Source organism: Microcoleus sp. POL10_C6 (assembly GCF_036701585.1).
Lineage (GTDB): Bacteria > Cyanobacteriota > Cyanobacteriia > Cyanobacteriales > Microcoleaceae > Microcoleus.
Map to the genome: position 1 here is coordinate 41,000 of NZ_JAUBRB010000020.1, position 17,602 is coordinate 58,601.

Genomic DNA, 17,602 nt, shown 5'->3' on the forward strand with positions numbered 1-17,602 from the left:
GCATTAGTCATGTCTGCTTTAATCGACCACGTAAAAACTTCAACTGGATTTGCTGAAAGCACCGTTAGTGCAGTATGGGAATCCGCAGTCGCCTTCATGTCGCTCAATCTCCGCAATGGAGAAAAAGTACCATTGGAGGGCTTAGGGATTTTAAAAGCTACCGATCGAGCTGCACGTGAAGGGCGCAACCCACGAACTGGAGAACCTACTACTTTTAAGGCTTCTCGCAGACCTAAGCTCACTTTCAGCAAATCCTTTTTGACTTTAGTTCAGCCAGATCCAAGCCAACCACAGCCCTCCGCTGCTGCTGAATCTACTGCTCAATCTGTCGCTGCTGTTGCTCCTGTTGCTCAAGCTGGAACAATTCAACCTCCTCCTATTCCTGCCGAACTGCTAGAGCAAAAGACCCAAAGTTTTTCTCAGCAAATCTGGCAAATCAAAGCCCCTGATGGCTCGTTCGTTGAAGTACCAACAAATGAGTTACTAGGCTGGGGAGTTACCGCTAACACCCCGGTTTACTCGCCAACTACTGGCTGGATATTAGCGGGGAAAGCTCCAGAGCTGGTTGGAGTCGTCAAATAGTTTTGAGTCAGACACAAAAAAGCTTGAGTAGATGTACACTACTCAAGCTTTTTTGTGGCTCTATTTTGGCTCAGACAAATGCCGAAAATATTGGATGCCGTAAAGAACCTGTAGCAGTAACGCCGAGATAAACGACTTCAACTGTTCTGCCTAAATAATCAGCTTGGTTAGCCCAGATTGTCGATCGCTCCAAGTCAGTAAATCCTGTTCCCACTTTACTATTGATGGTTCGACCGTCAATCATTCCCCGAATCAGTACGTTACCCAGAGACTTTAGATATTTGCCACTACCTTTGGTAAAGCCAATCACCGTAAAATTGTTCTTTACAAAGTTTTTGACTTTTAGGAGATTGTTCGATCGAACCCCGGCGTAGACAGAGTTCGGATTCCGCAGCATTATCCCTTCGTCTGAGAGTCCAGAGCTTTTTATCAACTCAGCTTCAGCTTGGATTACCAAAGCATTATTTTGAATCAGTTTTTGAGGGACGTAGCTAATTTTTCCCATTGCCGGGAAGATTTGCTTGAGTTGATCTACTTCATGAACTGTCTGCATCGTTGGGAATTGATTGAACCCGATCGCAAATATCCGAAACTGAACTCTCTGTTTATTTGCTACTACAGCTTCTACAGTTTTTCTGCTGCGGACAATTCCTGAGATAACATCAAAAGGAGTTTCAGGGATATATAACTCACCCTCTATAAAAGACAGATTATTAGTCGATCGGATACTCTCACACATTTCCTCAATCTCAGTCAGTCCTGAATATCGAGTCAATCCCGAGCGGCTTCTCAATCCACTGGTCATATTTTCATATAAGCAGCGGACTCCATCGAGTTTAGGGCTGCTAAACCATTCTGTTACGCCATAGTTTTTTGTTGGGCTGTAAGTATTGGCTAATTGTGGCAACATCATTCAAACTTTCTCCTTAAACGAATCGACCCAAAGCAGGGGTTCGTAAATTCCCTGTAGCACTTAGCCCCATATAAACGATTTGGACTTGTTTACCCATATAGGAATCTCTATTCATCCAGAGATCCTGTTCCTCTTCATCGTTTAAGCCGTAAACACGAGTAATTTTATTAACTCCATTCACCATGCCTTCAACTGACATATAACTTACGAAATTTACTACAGGATTTTGAGTAAATCCAACAACAGTAAAGATTCCGCTTGTTATAGCCTTCACTTTCAAATAGTTGTCCGATCGCACTTCTGAATAAACTGAATCAGGATTTCTGAGAAATATTTCATCAGAAACACCAGAATTCACTATCTTCGTATATTCGTCAAGAACGCCGAGCGGTGTACTGCGAATCAATTCTTGAGGTATAAAACTCACCCTTCCCATTGATGGGATGTTTTGTCGCATCAAAGTAATCATTTGATGCCCTGTCAGATTAGGATTTGTTGTTTCAACAACAGCAGAAACTCTAAACTCGATACCAAACTTATCAGCAAGGTCATAGTTGGTTCGATCGCGTACCAATACCGTAAGTTCATCCAGTGTTTTGCCGGGAATAAATAACTCACCATCCATAAAGGAGAGATTGTTAGCATCACAGATACCTTGACAAGCTAACTCAAGCCGATCGATACCAACGAATCGCGTAGTCAAAGTCTGGCTTCTTAATCCCTTTATTGCACCAAATCTGTGATAAACACACCTAATTCCGTTGAGCTTAGGACTGCTAAACCAGAAACCTGTAGGATATTCCTTTGCTGGACTGTAAGTATTTGGTAATTGTGGAAGCATTTTAATTATTGTGGGAATTGAATAGTCTTAGCTTCACAGCCCTGCTTTATCAGAAAACAGAGCTATGAAACTACAGAACTCAGAAATTAGTTAACCGCCATGATGAAATTGCTGACGCATCGGATTTGTTCGTTCACGATTTTGTCAAACATAAGAGCAATCTCTCGGTTATTTGGTTGGAATCTCATCAATCCCCATTGACCAGTAGCAGCAATTGTTAAGTCAGGCTTGAAAATCAGTGCTGTGGAATGGAACCAGGTGTTAAAGACAGTAGCTGGCATATTTCCACAGATAATCATGCCGGAAATGTTGGCGTATTGGATAAGCACATCTACGTTAAGTCGAACCAATTTGCCACAGGTTTGATAAGTTACGCTACCTGAAACGTTCCACGATAAAGGCAACGAAATTGGCGCTGACCAAACAATTCCGGCTGGCCCGGCTGGACCAATAGCACCAGTATCTCCTTTCGGTCCGATCGCGCCAGTTGCACCAGTTGCACCAACAGCGCCGGCAACACCTTGAATTCCTTGAGCGCCCGCTGCACCAGTATCACCTTTCGATCCCGCAACACCCTGAGCACCAGTGGCTCCCGCAGCGCCAGTTGCACCAGTAGCTCCGGCCTCACCTTTAGCGCCAGTTGCACCCGCAGCGCCGGGAATTCCTTGAGCGCCAGTATCACCTTTGATTCCCTGAGCACCAGTCGCACCAGTTGCGCCAATATCACCTTTAGGACCGATCGCACCAGTTGCACCAGCGACACCTGGATTTCCTTGCGCTCCAGTTGCACCAGTCGCACCAGTCGCGCCAGTGGCTCCGGTTGCACCTGCTGAACCAGTATCACCTTTGAGTCCAGTCGGCCCTTGTGCTCCAGCGGGACCAGTTGCACCTTGAATTCCGGCAGCGCCAGTTGAACCAGTTGAACCGATCGCTCCTGTGTCACCTTTAGCTCCCGGAAGTCCTTGCAAACCTTGGTCGCCTTGTTTAGCTCCCAAAGTCCAGGCGATCGACGGCGGTGGATTATTGATGCTCGGCCCGGTGGCAATGTAACTGCTTCCGTTATGAGCAACAGCATCAAACATGGCGTATTGGAATGTTGGGCTCCAGTTTCCGCGCCAAATCAAGCCGGGTCGCCCTTGAGGACCTTGTGGCCCTGTTCCACCTTGTGGCCCAGTTGCACCAGCCGGCCCCATTTGACCAGTCGGGCCGATATCACCCGGTGTACCTTGAATTCCTTGCTCTCCACGTTCGCCGGGAGTGCCGGGATTACCTTGCAAACCTTGCGAACCCATTTCGCCTGGAATTCCTTGATCACCGCGATCGCCTTTTTGACCTGCGGGGCCGGTTAAGCCGATCGAACCTGTAGCGCCAGTAGCGCCCATATCGCCAGCAATTCCTTGATCACCTCGATCGCCTTTTTGACCTTGCGGGCCGGTCAAACCGATCGGACCCGTCGCGCCCATGTCGCCGGGAATTCCTTGATCGCCACGATCGCCTTTAGAACCTTGCGGGCCGGTTAAACCGATCGAACCAGTTGCACCGATGTCACCGGGAATGCCTTGATCACCGCGATCACCTTTAGAACCCTGTGGGCCGGTTAAACCGATCGGACCAACAGGGCCGATATCGCCGGGAATTCCTTGATCACCTCGATCGCCTTTGGAACCCTGCGGGCCGGTTAAACCTTGATCACCAGTCGCGCCGACCGTGCCGGGAATGCCTTGATCACCACGATCACCTTTTATGCCGGGAGCGCCTTGCGGGCCGGTTAAGCCTGCCGGGCCCGTTGCGCCAATTTCGCCTGGAATGCCTTGGTCGCCACGATCGCCTTTTATTCCGGGACTGCCTTGTGGGCCGGTTAAGCCTGGATTTCCTTGAGAGCCAGTAGCGCCAACTAGACCTTGATCGCCTCGATCGCCTTTTTCACCGATCGGGCCTTGCATCCCTGGATTACCAATCTCGCCTTTTTCACCTTGCGGGCCGGCAATTCCAGGCTGACCCTGTAAACCTTCAGCACCAGTTGCACCTGGAGTTCCTGGTAAACCACGTTCGCCCGGTTCACCTTGAATGCCTTGATTTCCTTGAGGGCCAGGATTGCCAGCCGGGCCCGTCAAACCTTGAATGCCTTGAATTCCTTGACTGCCTGGTTCGCCTTTTTCACCGGCTACACCGGGAGAACCTGCGGAGCCATCAACACCGGGATTTCCTTGATCACCTTTCGGGCCGATCGGACCGATCGCACCAGTCGCGCCAGCAGTGCCGGCAATTCCTTGATCGCCTTTGGGACCTGGTGCTCCTGTTTCACCAGCAGGCCCGATCGCACCTGCTGTACCGGGTTCACCGGGAGTGCCGGGATTTCCTGGATCACCTTTAATACCCTGCGGGCCGGTAGCACCGGGTGTACCTGCTGCACCGGGCATACCATCCGCACCAGTCGCGCCGGGATTTCCCTGAATTCCCTGAATCCCTTGAGCGCCAGGATTACCAGTTGCACCTGTTGCGCCTGTTGCACCAGTTGCTCCGGGCGTTCCAGGCTGACCAACATCACCGCGATCGCCTTTTTCACCGGGAATGCCTTGAGGCCCGAGCGGACCTTGAGGCCCTGCTGGCCCGACTGGACCTTGTGGCCCAACGATTGCCGGCTCTGGAGGAATAAGAGTAACATCCCGAGAAGCGGTAGCAACAACACTCGTGCCAACCATCAAATCAGCGCGTAGAGTTCCATTTTGGGTGATGGCTGTTTCATAAGGAATCCACGGACTTTCTTTAATAATTGAGCCGTTGAGAGTGAAGCGGACAAAAGAGTTGGTTGGCGGATATTCTACATCAGCAACTACTACAGTTTGCCCTGAATAAAGAATAGGATTTCGTAGCGCAATTGTTGGTGAGTTGACCTTGACTTCAAAAGTGACTTGAGCTGTCGATCGAACTACCGGAGGCGTTGTGCCGGTGATATCTTCGACTTCAATGAGGTGAACGCCAGCACTATTAATAGGAATAACTAGCCCAAATTGATATTGAGGTGCTGCCGTCGTGCCGACATTAGTTGCGGATGTATCTGTCCCAACCACTGTGCCGTTGAGTTTAAATCGAACGTCAGTGTTTGTGTTACTTTCTGCGATCGCTGTTACTGCTAGAGAATAAGGCAAAGAGTTTACTTGAATACTTGGCTGACTTGGGGCGGTGATTCTAATAGCCATGATTATTTATTTAATTTGTGAATACACGAGATTTAATCTCTTCTCTGTAGTCAATACCAGAGAAGAGATTAAAAACAAGAGAGAGAAAGAACTTTGGCGCTTATCAGGTTTGAATCAGCAGAGCCTGAGCCAGGATAACTTCTGATTCCACTGATTCTCCAGCAATCATCAGAGTGGTGTAAGCGTCAGGGCTTGTGTTGTCACCGTCATCGTCGTGAACCATGATGACTTTAGTATTTTGCAACTGACTGAATGTTTGGTAAAGCTCAGTTAGATATTCAACCTGTTCGATCGGCATCAAAATGCTAAATACTGTCTCTGGTAAAACAGGCTCTTCCATCGCCAAACTTTGGGTTGCCATCCCTACTAACTCTGTCAAAGAGTTTCTGATCAAAGGTTGAAACAGCTCATCTAAAGTTTTGTATTCAATGCGTCGTGTCGCCGGAGCTTTGTAACTAGGAGCGAGGGGATTCATCGCCTTAATTGCAGCTCTCCGCATTGAAGCATCTCTGCTAAGAATTGCTGCTTCATCCAATGGCAGTTTAGCTCTTTTAATCGAAAGCGGTGAATCGCTTTCAGATTGGGGCCAGAAGTTGTAGTCAGCGAGTGTTGCTCGCAGCATTTTTGTTGCGAATCCTGCTGTTATTGTCATGGTGGTAATCGAGCTTGGTATCGAGTGATAAATTATTTTTTTAGTATATCATCTTAATTTTATTTCTCTTTTTGACAGCAAAAAGTTGACTTTTGTTTACAAACAAGATAGAAACAAAAATTAAATTTGACTAAGGGGGCTTTGACCAGGAAACGGCAATAACAGAAAGATAATTAGCGAAAAACCCGCAAGCTACAGAATTACTATTTAAAACTGTTGCTTTAGTATTTGCACTCTTTTGAGTATCAAAAAACTAAGCTTTTTCAAAATTGCTTACCCATTCATCACTTTCTTTGTCACCTAAGAAAACAATTTGACCATTTTCTGTAGCGGGTCAACAGATGGGGTAAGCTAAACACACAACAAACTTGAGGATAAGAAAAACCAGTAGCGAACTGGTTCAACGCTATTAGTGGCGAGAAAGTGCATAAAATTTCAGGATATAGGCTTGAATTTCTTGATTTTAAGCCAATCAAAGGAATTGACTATATAACTCTGTCAAACAGATGACTTTGACCTTCCCCACGACAAGAAGCTTTGTTAGCAGGAAGCCAATGACAGTCACCGGAAGCATTTCTTACCAGATACATTGAGGAACGATCCTCTGCGAGGGCTGCGCCAACGGAAGTTCAATTTTACCGTAGCTTGCAGGGCGCGTAGCGCCATCGCCCAACCCGGACACCAGTTTCTGCCGTAGTAGAAAAAGCAGTCCTTCGGTTCCTTAAACCATTCGATGTGATTTTTAGTTATTTTGACTATTTTGCTCATTTTGCTCATTAGATTTAGATGTGATTGATGAGAGATAGTCATAGTTATGGAGAAAAAACATCATCGTCCAAAAGCGAAGGACTACGTTAATAGTATTTAAGTAGCTTTTAGTCAATTAATTGTATTTCATACTTACAACCAACGAAAAGCATTTTATATTCAATAAAACTGTCATTGCCAGTGATTCCTAAGCGACCACTAAGAACAATTAGACAAAGCTACAAATTGACAATCTGGTCATCATGATTTTCCTTGTCCCTGGATTGCCTGTCCGTAAGAAGCGCAAAAATTGACGTGGTAGCATTTCTTGATAAACTGCCGTGATTTCGTGAGGATACGGCTCGATATGTAATGTGAATAGCTAAGAATCGATCGAATAGATGGGCAAGGTGAATCCGAGGTTTTCCGAAATTTAGCGAAATCAACCCTCATCAGCATCGAATTACTAAGAAAATCTGTGGCGAACAATTTCCAGATTTTGCTCATCTAATTCCAAGATTACCTGAATTTCTCAACAACCGTAACCGTTCAGGGGGGGTAGGAGAGTGAACGCAAAAAATGGGGTTCAAAATTTGGTAAATTAAATGACATGGAACAGAAGCGCGTCAATCATTTAGAGCAGATACCCCCTGAAGATTGGGGAAAAACTCCCACCAGTGTCAAGAAACTGGTGGAAGAGATGGCGCAGCAAATAGAACAACAGGAAAAGAAACTAGCAGAAGTCCTGACAGTGACTCAACAGCTCCACCAAAAAAATCAATCGGACATCAAAAAACTCGTCATCACCACCGTCGAGTGACCCACCAGGAGGCGAAAAAAAGCCACCAAAGACAAAAAGCAGTAAAAAACGAGGGGGTCAACCAGGTCATAAAGGACATAGCCGGGATTTATACCCAATAGAAGAATGTAGCGAAGTTATAGACCATCATCCAGAAGAATGCGCTAGTTGTAGAGAGCCCCTGAGTGGGTCAGATACAAACCCCTATCGCCATCAGATAGTAGAAATTCCACCAATGAGCCCCATCGTCATCGAGCATCGATTACATCAATTAACTTGCACAGGATGCGGTGCCACGACTCGTGCAACATTACCAGACGAGGTGAACCCAAGTGGTTACGGGGTCAGAGTAGTGGCGCTAGTGGCATTGCTGAGTGGAGTGTACCGCAATAGTCACAGAATGGTACAAAGTGCCATGCAAGAAATATTTGGGATTTCAATATCATTGGGAACTATCAACAGACTTCGGCTCGAAGCGAGCGATGCAGTTTCCGGCTGTGTGGATGAAGCAAAACTTTATATCCAACGCTCACCCCGAGTGGGAGCAGATGAAACCAGCTTTAATCAAGGAAATATTGACGGTGGTAATCCTCTACAGAGAAAAGCTTGGCTCTGGGTTGCAGTTACACCCCTAGTAACATTTTTTGAAATTGCCCTAACTCGTTGTACAGAAGCCGCGAGGAATTTATTGGGTGAAAACTTTGACGGGATTTTAAACTCTGACCGTCATGGTGCGTACAACTGGGTAGACTTAGAACGTCGGCAATTATGTTGGGCGCATCTACGACGGGAATTTATCAAAATTTCGGAACGTCCTGGAATCTCGGCACAATTGGGAACTGCACTGGTAAAACAACAGGAGAAGTTGTTTGAACTTTGGCATCGAGTCAGAGATGGCACTTTATCTCGTGATGATTTTGGTGAGTTGGTTCCAGAGATTCGCTCATCCATGAAAGCAACTTTACTTGAAGCAGATCACTATGCCATCGGTACAAGGGAAAAAACACCTCTGGCAAAAACGGTTCGTACCTGTCGTCAATTGCTCAAAGTGGAGTCGGCGATGTGGTTGTTCGTGACCAGTGAGAGTGTTGAACCGACCAACAATGCGGCAGAAAGGGCTATTCGTCCTGCCGTAATATGGCGACGTACTAGCTTTGGTTCTCAAACTGAAGCTGGTAGTCATTTTGTGGCTCGAATGCTAACTGTGGTTACAACCCTCAAGTCCCAAAAGCGTAATGTTTTGGAATTTATGACTCAGGCTGTTATTGCTGCTCGTGGTGGTACAACCGCGCCTTCTTTGCTTCCAGAAGTTACTACTTGTTCTGATGATTCTGAGTTGTTGAAGGCTGCTTAATTTTATTACTTTATTTTGGGGGGCGTGTTTCGTCTTATTTGCACCCCCTGAACGCTTACCAACAACCACTGTTATCCTTTTGATATAATTGTGACTAGGTATTGAGTTGGTGCGAGACTTTTTCCAATTTGTTGCGCCAGTGCATAATATTTGGTCTACGCCTCTCTACTACGGATGAAAAAGTACCTCAACCTCGTCACCGCCCTCCTCGCCTCGCTCAAACCCAAATCCGAGCTTCCCATAATCGATAGCTACGGGGAATCCCCGCTAACCCAGGAACAGCAGCAAGCTCTCATGGAATGGCTGTTCGCCAGTTTGATGGGTGCGGGGTACTTCGGTAAAGCTCACCTGATTTGGGATGACGGCCAGGATAGAGAGCGGGAGATTTTTACCGCATTAATGAGAAACGAACCAATCTTTCTGTACCGCCAAGGAGGGCGAGCTTCACCAACGGTTGAGGGATATTGTTGGCGACTGATTGGCGAACATCCGAGTTTGCGGGTGTATCAGTTAGAGATGGAAGTTGAAGGAGAGTGAAAGCTCTCCTTGACCTGGAAGCGATTATTATAAGGGGAAGCTGCCGTTAGCAAATTTTTATGGCATCATTCACCAACGGCACATTTCTTTCTCGAAATCGCAGTGTGAAAATGCTACCCGTACCCAATTTACTTTGCACAGTCAGGCTACCGCCATGTGCTAAGGCTATAGCTTGCGCTATCGCCAATCCCAATCCCGAGCCGCCAGTAACGCGATCGCGTGAACTGTTAACTCGATAGAAACGGTCAAAAATTTGCCTTTGATCTTCTGCTGCAATCCCACACCCTGTATCTTGAACATGAATCAGAACTAAATGGTCACTTTTCTCTAAAATAACATTTACTTTGCCACCAGGTGAAGTGTATTGAATCGCATTGACAATTAAATTAGAAACTAAGCGATAAAGCTGGTTAGAATCACCAATAACACTCAGTGGCTGATGCACCCGCAACTCCGATGTTAGCGCTACCTCTTTTGCGATCGCCATTGCTGCCAATTCTTCGAGTAAATCGCTAACCAGGTCATTCAAACAACAGAATTGAGGGTGATAGGCTATTGGTTGATTATCTATGCGAGCCAGCAACAGCAAATCAGCAACTAACTGAGTCAGCCGTCGATTTTGGCGATCGATCGTCCGCAAAGTTTCCCGCGCATCTTTTTCATCCAGTTGAGGCGTCAACAGCGCTGATTCTACTGTCGCCTGCGAAGCAGCTAAAGGCGTTCGTAATTCGTGAGCAGCATCCGCTGTAAACTGTTGAATTCGTTGGTAGGAAGCATAAATCGGTTTCATTGCCAATCCTGCCAATAACCAACTAGAAAAGCCAACTAAAATCAATGCTGTAGGCAATCCTAGTTTCAAAACCCATTTCACTGTACTGAGATAATCATTAAAGTCTTGTAGACTCCGCCCTACTTGAAAATATCCCCAATCTTGCTGGTTTTTAGTGTGCAGTTCTACAGAAATTTGGTGATAAACGTTGCCTTTAGTATCAGTTATTGTTTGACAGGGTGTGGAGTTAAACACTTGGGGTAAGTCTGCTGGATAAGCACCTGCTATAGCAATCAATTTCCCGGAATAGTCAAATAAACGGATATAATAATAGCTTGGGTTGATACTGCTAAAAATATGGTGGTGCGGCAACTGTTTTTTAATGCTGTTAACTCCAATTAGGCGGAGGTTGGGTAAAAGTTCGTTTACTATTGGCTCCAAGCGTCCGGGCTCTTGCAATTCGAGGTCTAGGCTGTCGTGTAGCGTTCCCGCTACGGATTCTAATTCGCGGTCTAGTGCTACCCAGTGAGCGTGGGCGATCACCCTATATACGCCAAATCCCAACACGCTTAAAATCAAACCCATTACTGCTGCATAGGAAAGGGCTAATTTCCAGCGAGTCCGGTTAAATAGTTTATTTTGATTCATTTTTCATAACTTAATAAGAGGTTGGTCAGACCTTAGATTTTTCAACGTAATTGTGTCATTTGAAGTGTAGCGAAGAATCTCACAAATTCTTCACTACCCTGCGTTGCCTTTGACTCATGACAGACACAATAGCTCCCTCTAGGACTATTGGTAAATAACCGGAGCTCTGAAAAATACCCAGCCTACTTTAATTTCTCATCCGGTATCCTACACCCTGTACAGTTTCAATTAAATTCGCGCCGCCAACGGACTTAAGTTTGCGCGTCAGCAAGTGCACTTGAGCTGCTACGACATTGCTAAAAGTATCTACACTAACCTCCCATAGCTGATTCCAAATTTAATCAGTGTTGACAATTTGGTGTTGAAGCTCTTTTTTTATTAGAGCAATTATCTGGCTTTTGTTACTTATAGCGAAATGGCAGCCAGTTCGACTTCCGCAGCTCACAACCAGATTTTCTACCTGTAGCTGTTGCAGTTGAATTTGGGGCGATCGCCTTTGCAAATCCCCAAATTTTGCTAACAGTTCTGCCATTCCGAACGGCTTCACTAAGTAATTATCGGCTCCCGCATCCAGTCCAGCTACTTTGTTTTCCCGGAGGTCTTTTGCCGTTAGCATCAACACAGGCAAATTACTATTGCAAGTCCGCAATTTACGCAGCAGTTCTAAACCCGATATTCCAGGCAGTAACCAGTCGAAGATTGCCCGTGTATATGTTTTTTTGTTGTTCTCTAGATAATTCCAAACCTGGGTGCCATCTAAAACCCAATCAACAGTATATTTTCCTGGTTCAATGTTCGCTTAATGACCCACCTAAAACTAGCTCATTTTCAACTAGCAGAACTTTCATAATCAATGACAGTATGATAGTGTGTCTGCAACAAAAATCTTCCTATCAATAGACATGAATTTGAGCAAAACCCATTGGTATCTCTCCATTAACCCCAACAGATTTAGCAGAAATTCGGTATAGCCAAGCGTTAGAAACACCTTTTATTGTTACATCGTTCAAAACAAGTTTAAGCTTTGATTCTGACGCAAGTGGTTGAGAGATTTTTACTATAATTTGGTTGTCTCCCATAGAAAACTCAGCATTAATTTTTCCCTTCACATCGTCTGTTAAAGTGATATTGTTGCTGACTATTAACCCCTGTGGAACATCAATAATCAGATGAGAAAGAGGGCTACGGCCTTGAGGAATGTGCAACCTAATCGTATGCCGAACAATCTTTGCCCGAGTTTGAGGAAATTGTACAGCTCCATCGATATGAGGAGTAGATCCTATGCGGGCATCCGCATAGTCAGCAGCAATCGGAACTGTGAGAGCTAAAGCTACAGCCGAACAGATTAGCCTTTTCATTATTTTACCCCTGTATGACAACCGATCTCGTTAATCAAGCCTCAGAATCCTTAGTAAACGACTCTGTTATTATCTAAATTGACATATTGAGATGAAATCAGGATGAAATTTTTGACCTTTCAAGCCCATTTATCCAGAAATCAGATTTTTAAAAGAAACTATTCATTCCTGTTGTGGTAAGTTGCTACTGCCGAGGGTGCGATGGGATAGTATCGAGAATAGTGGGTATCAAGATATTTTTTATACTCACAACACAAGATTTTCTTGACCAAGAGGGCACGGAGAACTCCGATCGCCAGTTTCTACTTGGAACGTAGTGTGTTCAATACCCAAAGATACTGCTGCATCAGCAATCAGGTGGAGGAACGCGCCTCTGATGTTCAAGTCATTATGACGATCGGCCATAAACATTAAGGCACTTCCCGTAGTAATAGCGATACCTACGGCTGCAATGCCAATAATTCTACCGCCTGATACTGAGCTGGGTTCTGAAAAACGTTGAATAGCTTCAGGAGCGATCGCCCCTGAAGCTACCAGCAGAAGAATAGCGTTCAACAGAGCCGCCAAAATGGAAGAACGACGCAGCCCATAGGTGTGGCGGGCTGTCGGTCGCCGACGGGTCAGGATGGTTGTTCCCCAGCCAGTAGCAGACCTAAAACATCACTCAAATTGTGACCTGCATCGGCAAGTAGGGCAAGGGAATTGGCAAGAATTCCATAAACTGGCTCAATGATGACAAACCGCGTGTTGAGTGCGATGCTGATGGCAAAGGCACGGTTGTAATTACCACCGTGGTCGTATCCGTGTCAAACGTGACTGTGATTGTGAGACACGATCGCTACCCTTGAAGCTTGTTTCTCTTGCCCTACCCAACAGGGAAAATTTACTGCTTAAAACTAAAGCGACCGTCTACTTTTTTCCCGCCAATATCCGACGTAATTTTCACCTGATACTGACCCGCTGCCTTTCCAGGAAGCAAAGCCGTGTAGCTTTTTTCTTGACCTCCATAGGTCATGGGAAGTGTCTTTTGACTACCATCAGGTAGCTGAATTTGAGCCGTTACTTTAGCATTAGAGATTTCTTCGTTATTTTCTTCTTTTAGAAGATGGAAATCTAAACGAGTTCCATTATCTTCTTTTTCAGAGATAAACTCTAAGTGATAGGGAGCTGACTCGACAACTTGAGCGCCTTTGTGAAACGCGCCGGCATGGGTAGAGGGCTCTTTTTTTGCTGCTCCATCGGACGCCTCGGACTTAGCAGGCTGGGCACCAGTAGAACTAGCATCTGAATTGGCGCTTGGGTTGCTGTTCCCACAAGCTCCTAAGAAAAGCAGACCCACACTTCCTAGAACAATCAAGCCTGATTTGAAAAAATTCATGTGCTTTACTCCTTGCATTCAATGATCAGTAATCTTAACAAATTTTACATCATATTTATCTTGCATACTCCCCTAAGAATTAATGCCAATTTTTAGATTAATTAATCTGTGCGAAACTCAGCTACACCTATGGGAATCTCTGTGTCACTACCAACGACTTTAGCTGAAAATCGGTACACAGAAGTAGAATCGAGAATGGGTTGTTTAACTTGGTTGAGATTAATATCAATCCTGCTGCCAGGAGCGACGGGTTTAAGGAAGTCTAATATAATGTTTTTGCCATTGACAGAAACATTGATGCTAATTTTCCTACCCTTGTGTTCCAGCACCTCAATATCATTACTCACAGCGACAGTGGGTGGAGTAGCAATAATTATCTGAGTAACAGCGTTGCTATTTTCAGGAAAGTGTAACACGAAAGTTTGTTTGACAAGCCGCCAGCGAGCGGGGGAAAAGTACACATCTTCGTCAACATTAGAAAACCTACTCTCATCTGTCTCGAAACTTGCATAACTAGGAGCCATTAAAACTGTACTAGCCAAAGTCAATGCAACAGCCTTAATTAGTATTTTCTTCATATTGATTCTTTTGGATGACATAAACGAAGGAGAAAATCTGAGCAATATACCGTGAAAATTACTTTTCAAAAACGGCTTGAACTACCTTCCCGTTATCCGAAACGGGCGGTGTTTGTTTAGGCACTAAGAATCTTCCAAACTTGGCGTACAACGCTGGTAACACCAGCAACGTTAAGGCTGTAGAAGTAAACAATCCGCCTAAAACTACTATTGACAAAGGTTGCAGGATTTCTTTTCCCGCGCCGCCTTCTAATGCTAAAGGTGCTAAACCTAAAGCTGAAGTTGAAGCAGTCATCAAAATAGCATTAAGCCGTTCCATCGAGCCTTTAATAATTGCTTCCTTAAAAGGCATTCCCTCTGCCAATTTAGTGTTGTAGTTGTCTACTAAAAGCAAACCGTTGCGGGTGGCAACGCCAAATAATGTAACAAAGCCAACCAGGGAAGCTACAGAGATGATGCCACCCGTCAAAGCTACCGCGATTACTCCTCCCACTAATCCGAGTGGCAAATTAATCATAATCATAGCAGTTGAAGGAATTGACTTGACCGAAATATACATTAACACTGTTATTACAAGAAAGGAGATCGCACTAAATATCATAATATTTTGCGAAGCTCTTTGTTCTGCTTCAAATTGACCGCCGTACTGGATAAAATAACCAAAAGGCAACTCCACCTCTCGTTTTACTTTAGCTTGAATTTCATTCACAACTGCTCGCAAATCCCTACCTTTAGCATTAGCCGCTGCTACAATCAAGCGAGAAACATTCTCGCGGTTAATCGTATTTGGGCCCGTACCGTATTTAACAGTAGCAACTTGGGCTAAGGGAATTTTATTACCGCTTGGAGTATCAACCAACAAATTCTGAATAGTTTCTAAGTTATTTCGGGCTTCAGGCTGCAACCAAACAACTAAATCAAAAGTTTGCTGAACTTCTAAAACTTGAGAAACAACTTTGCCGTTTAAAGCTGTCTCAATTATTTCAGAAAGCTCTCCGATTTTCAAACCGTATCTACCCGCTGCTTGGCGGTTAAACTTAATTTGAATTTGTTGCACTGGCACCTGCGGTTCGAGTTGCAAATCCACAATTCCCTCAACAGTTTTCATTTGCTCTTCAACTTTTGCCCCGAGGCTGCGAAGCTGATCCAAATCCGGGCCAAAGATTTTGACAGCAATCTGACTTCGGACACCAGATAAAACCTCATCCATTCTGTGAGAAATAAAACCGCCGATATTTGGTGCAACTCCCGGCAATTTAGCAAATTCCTGCCGCAGCGCCTCCAAAGTTTTCGGTCTATTTTTCATGCCCTCCTCGCTCAAACCGATATCGATGTGAGCTAAATTGACTCCCGCAGCATCAGCATCTCCCGGAGCTCTGCCCGATCGCACTTGCACGTATTCAAACCTGCTATCATTCTTAAGTGCATCTTCAATAGCAAAAGCTGCGCTATCTGTTGTCTCCAAAGACACTCCCGGATAAAGCTGAATAGTATTCACCAAAGTTTGCTCCTGAAACTCCGGCAAAAACACCCGTCCAAACGAAGGCAAAATAATTAATGCAGCCACCATGCTAGCAGCAGCTAAAGCTAAAATAATCCACGAATAACGCATTGAAATTCTGATACAATAATGATAAATGTGCTTGCAAAATCTCGGTAACCAAGGTTCTTTACCACTCATGCGTTTGGTAGGCAACAAAATAGCGCAAAGAGCCGGAGATATGAACAGCGATTCCAGACTAGAAATTACCACAACTACCAAATAAGTAATCCCCATCGGCGTAAAAACTCGACCTTCTATACCGGGTAAACTAAAAATTGGCGAAAACACCACAATCCCAATAACAGTCGCTCCAATTAAAGAATCGCGCACCTCCTGACTGCCATCAAAAATCACATCCATCACCGGACGAGGATGAAGAGAAGACGTATTTTCTCTCAAGTTGCGGTAGGTATTTTCCGCATATACAATAGCATCGTCGATCGCAGTACCGATCGCCACCGACAAACCCCCCAAAGTCATCGTATTCAGCCCCAGCCCCAGCCAATACATCGCCAGCAGCGCGAACAGCCAAGTCAGAAAGAAATCCAACAAAACAACCCCGAGAGTGCGCCAATTCATCAAAAACGGGATGAGAATAAGGGTGACGATAATACTGCCTTCAACTAAAGCCGAGCGCACATTCTCCACCGAGGAATTAATATATTCTTCCTGTCGGAAAGTCACAGTAACTTTAATATCTTTTGGCAGAGCTTCCTTCACCTCAGCCATTGCTGCCTCAACCGCTTTCGTTACCGCTGGAGTATCAGCAACGGGCTGTCTGTTTACCATCACAATCACAGCTTTTTTGCCGTTAAAGCTGCCGTCGCCCCGCTTGATAGCAGCACCAACCTTGACATCAGCGACATCACCAATTCTGACGACTGTTCCTTGCCGAGATGCGATCGCAGATTGCTGCAAATCTTCCACAGACTCAATCCGCCCCACCCCCCGGATTAAAGTTTCTTTATCCGGCGTAATTAAATACCCCCCCGGCGCGTTAACATTCGCAGCCGCTGTCGCTTCGGCAACTTGCTGCAACGACACATTAAAAGCTTTTAACTTGGCAGGTTCTACTAATACTTGATATTGCTTCTGCTCGCCACCGTAAGCCATGACTTGGGCAACGCCAGTCACGCCTAAAAGGCGATTTGTGATTTGCCAGTCAACCAGACGGCGCACTTCCATCAAAGGAGTAGTTTCCGAGGTAAAAGCATAGGTAATCACCAGACCAACAGGTGAAGTTGTCGGAGAAATTTGCGGTGTTTCTACCCCAGCCGGGAGTTTGCTTTGAGCTTGCTGCAACCTTTCTGTTATCAACTGGCGCGCTTGATAAATGTCAGTTTGCCAATCAAAGATAACTTTAACAGCAGAAAGGCCCACAGCAGAAGCCGATCGCACTGCTGTTACCCCAGGAGTTCCGTTAATCGCACTTTCGATCGGTAGTGTTACCAAAGACTCGATTTCTTCCGGCGCGAGCCCCGGCGCTTCCGTCTGAATTTCCACCTGTGGCGGTGCGAAAGGCGGAAAGACATCCAGCGACATTTGGGGAATGATAGAAAATGTCCAAAGACTAACAATAATGGTAGCCACAACGACTAGCCACCGGCGGTTTATGACCCATCTAAGAATTGTGCTGAACATTTAATAATTTGGGAATTGGGCATTGGGCATTGGGCATTGATAAAAACAGCTATCCGTGTATC

The 17,602-nt window shown here is 45.3% G+C and carries 13 protein-coding genes and 2 pseudogenes; 3 read left to right on the top strand and 12 right to left on the bottom strand.

Annotated elements, in window-relative coordinates:
• Positions 1-9 precede the first annotated feature (9 nt).
• Positions 10-582, top strand: a complete 573-nt coding sequence (locus QUA34_RS13505) for an HU family DNA-binding protein (RefSeq protein WP_333387242.1) — start codon at positions 10-12, stop codon at positions 580-582.
• A 70-nt stretch (positions 583-652) separates the two neighbouring features.
• On the opposite strand, the gene QUA34_RS13510 is transcribed toward QUA34_RS13505, so the two are convergent.
• The 4 genes from QUA34_RS13510 to QUA34_RS13525 all read right to left on the bottom strand — a co-directional run bounded on the left by QUA34_RS13510 (position 653) and on the right by QUA34_RS13525 (position 6,158).
• A complete protein-coding gene (locus QUA34_RS13510) occupies positions 653-1,495 on the bottom strand; it encodes an ATP-dependent DNA ligase (RefSeq protein WP_333387244.1) in 843 nt (280 codons plus the stop codon).
• A gap of 13 nt (positions 1,496-1,508) precedes the next feature.
• Entirely contained in the window at positions 1,509-2,336 is an 828-nt protein-coding gene (locus tag QUA34_RS13515) for a hypothetical protein (RefSeq protein ID WP_333387247.1), read from the bottom strand.
• An 86-nt stretch (positions 2,337-2,422) separates the two neighbouring features.
• A complete protein-coding gene (locus tag QUA34_RS13520; protein ID WP_333387249.1) occupies positions 2,423-5,536 on the bottom strand; it encodes a hypothetical protein in 3,114 nt (1,037 codons plus the stop codon).
• A 103-nt stretch (positions 5,537-5,639) separates the two neighbouring features.
• Positions 5,640-6,158 (bottom strand): hypothetical protein, encoded by a 519-nt coding sequence (locus QUA34_RS13525; RefSeq protein WP_333387251.1) that lies wholly within the window; start codon positions 6,156-6,158, stop codon positions 5,640-5,642.
• 1,387 nt (positions 6,159-7,545) lie between these two features.
• Here QUA34_RS13525 and tnpC point away from each other — a divergent pair.
• Positions 7,546-9,088, top strand: a pseudogene (gene tnpC, locus QUA34_RS13530) (IS66 family transposase).
• Between the two features lie 174 nt (positions 9,089-9,262).
• Entirely contained in the window at positions 9,263-9,625 is a 363-nt protein-coding gene (locus tag QUA34_RS13535; RefSeq protein WP_333387255.1) for a hypothetical protein, read from the top strand.
• A gap of 46 nt (positions 9,626-9,671) precedes the next feature.
• Here QUA34_RS13535 and rppB read toward each other — a convergent pair whose 3' ends face one another.
• From rppB to QUA34_RS13580, 8 genes and pseudogenes are all read right to left on the bottom strand, one after another.
• Positions 9,672-11,042, bottom strand: coding sequence for a two-component system sensor histidine kinase RppB (rppB, locus tag QUA34_RS13540; RefSeq protein ID WP_333387258.1), 1,371 nt, complete (start codon positions 11,040-11,042; stop codon positions 9,672-9,674).
• A gap of 187 nt (positions 11,043-11,229) precedes the next feature.
• Positions 11,230-11,319 carry a hypothetical protein gene (locus QUA34_RS13545; protein WP_333387260.1) on the bottom strand — a complete coding sequence of 30 codons (90 nt, stop codon included), beginning with the start codon at positions 11,317-11,319 and terminating at the stop codon, positions 11,230-11,232.
• A gap of 60 nt (positions 11,320-11,379) precedes the next feature.
• Positions 11,380-11,835, bottom strand: coding sequence for a response regulator (locus tag QUA34_RS13550; RefSeq protein WP_333387397.1), 456 nt, complete (start codon positions 11,833-11,835; stop codon positions 11,380-11,382).
• A gap of 100 nt (positions 11,836-11,935) precedes the next feature.
• Positions 11,936-12,400, bottom strand: a complete 465-nt coding sequence (locus QUA34_RS13555) for a hypothetical protein (RefSeq protein WP_333387263.1) — start codon at positions 12,398-12,400, stop codon at positions 11,936-11,938.
• Positions 12,401-12,646: 246 nt separating this feature from the next.
• Positions 12,647-13,164, bottom strand: a pseudogene (locus QUA34_RS13560) (cation diffusion facilitator family transporter).
• 119 nt (positions 13,165-13,283) lie between these two features.
• Positions 13,284-13,778, bottom strand: coding sequence for a hypothetical protein (locus tag QUA34_RS13570; protein ID WP_333387266.1), 495 nt, complete (start codon positions 13,776-13,778; stop codon positions 13,284-13,286).
• A gap of 101 nt (positions 13,779-13,879) precedes the next feature.
• A complete protein-coding gene (locus QUA34_RS13575) occupies positions 13,880-14,356 on the bottom strand; it encodes a DUF2808 domain-containing protein (protein ID WP_333387268.1) in 477 nt (158 codons plus the stop codon).
• Positions 14,357-14,414: 58 nt separating this feature from the next.
• Positions 14,415-17,540, bottom strand: coding sequence for an efflux RND transporter permease subunit (locus tag QUA34_RS13580; protein ID WP_333387271.1), 3,126 nt, complete (start codon positions 17,538-17,540; stop codon positions 14,415-14,417).
• Positions 17,541-17,602: the final 62 nt, after the last annotated feature.

What these genes read in the sequence shown, in the direction of transcription:
- QUA34_RS13505 (WP_333387242.1), top strand. Translation starts at nt 10, where the DNA reads ATGTCTGCTTTAATCGACCACGTAAAAACTTCAACTGGATTTGCTGAA.
- QUA34_RS13510 (WP_333387244.1), bottom strand. Translation starts at nt 1,495, where the DNA reads ATGATGTTGCCACAATTAGCCAATACTTACAGCCCAACAAAAAACTAT.
- QUA34_RS13515 (WP_333387247.1), bottom strand. Translation starts at nt 2,336, where the DNA reads ATGCTTCCACAATTACCAAATACTTACAGTCCAGCAAAGGAATATCCT.
- QUA34_RS13520 (WP_333387249.1), bottom strand. Translation starts at nt 5,536, where the DNA reads ATGGCTATTAGAATCACCGCCCCAAGTCAGCCAAGTATTCAAGTAAAC.
- QUA34_RS13525 (WP_333387251.1), bottom strand. Translation starts at nt 6,158, where the DNA reads ATGCTGCGAGCAACACTCGCTGACTACAACTTCTGGCCCCAATCTGAA.
- QUA34_RS13535 (WP_333387255.1), top strand. Translation starts at nt 9,263, where the DNA reads ATGAAAAAGTACCTCAACCTCGTCACCGCCCTCCTCGCCTCGCTCAAA.
- rppB (WP_333387258.1), bottom strand. Translation starts at nt 11,042, where the DNA reads ATGAATCAAAATAAACTATTTAACCGGACTCGCTGGAAATTAGCCCTT.
- QUA34_RS13555 (WP_333387263.1), bottom strand. Translation starts at nt 12,400, where the DNA reads ATGAAAAGGCTAATCTGTTCGGCTGTAGCTTTAGCTCTCACAGTTCCG.
- QUA34_RS13570 (WP_333387266.1), bottom strand. Translation starts at nt 13,778, where the DNA reads ATGAATTTTTTCAAATCAGGCTTGATTGTTCTAGGAAGTGTGGGTCTG.
- QUA34_RS13575 (WP_333387268.1), bottom strand. Translation starts at nt 14,356, where the DNA reads ATGAAGAAAATACTAATTAAGGCTGTTGCATTGACTTTGGCTAGTACA.
- QUA34_RS13580 (WP_333387271.1), bottom strand. Translation starts at nt 17,540, where the DNA reads ATGTTCAGCACAATTCTTAGATGGGTCATAAACCGCCGGTGGCTAGTC.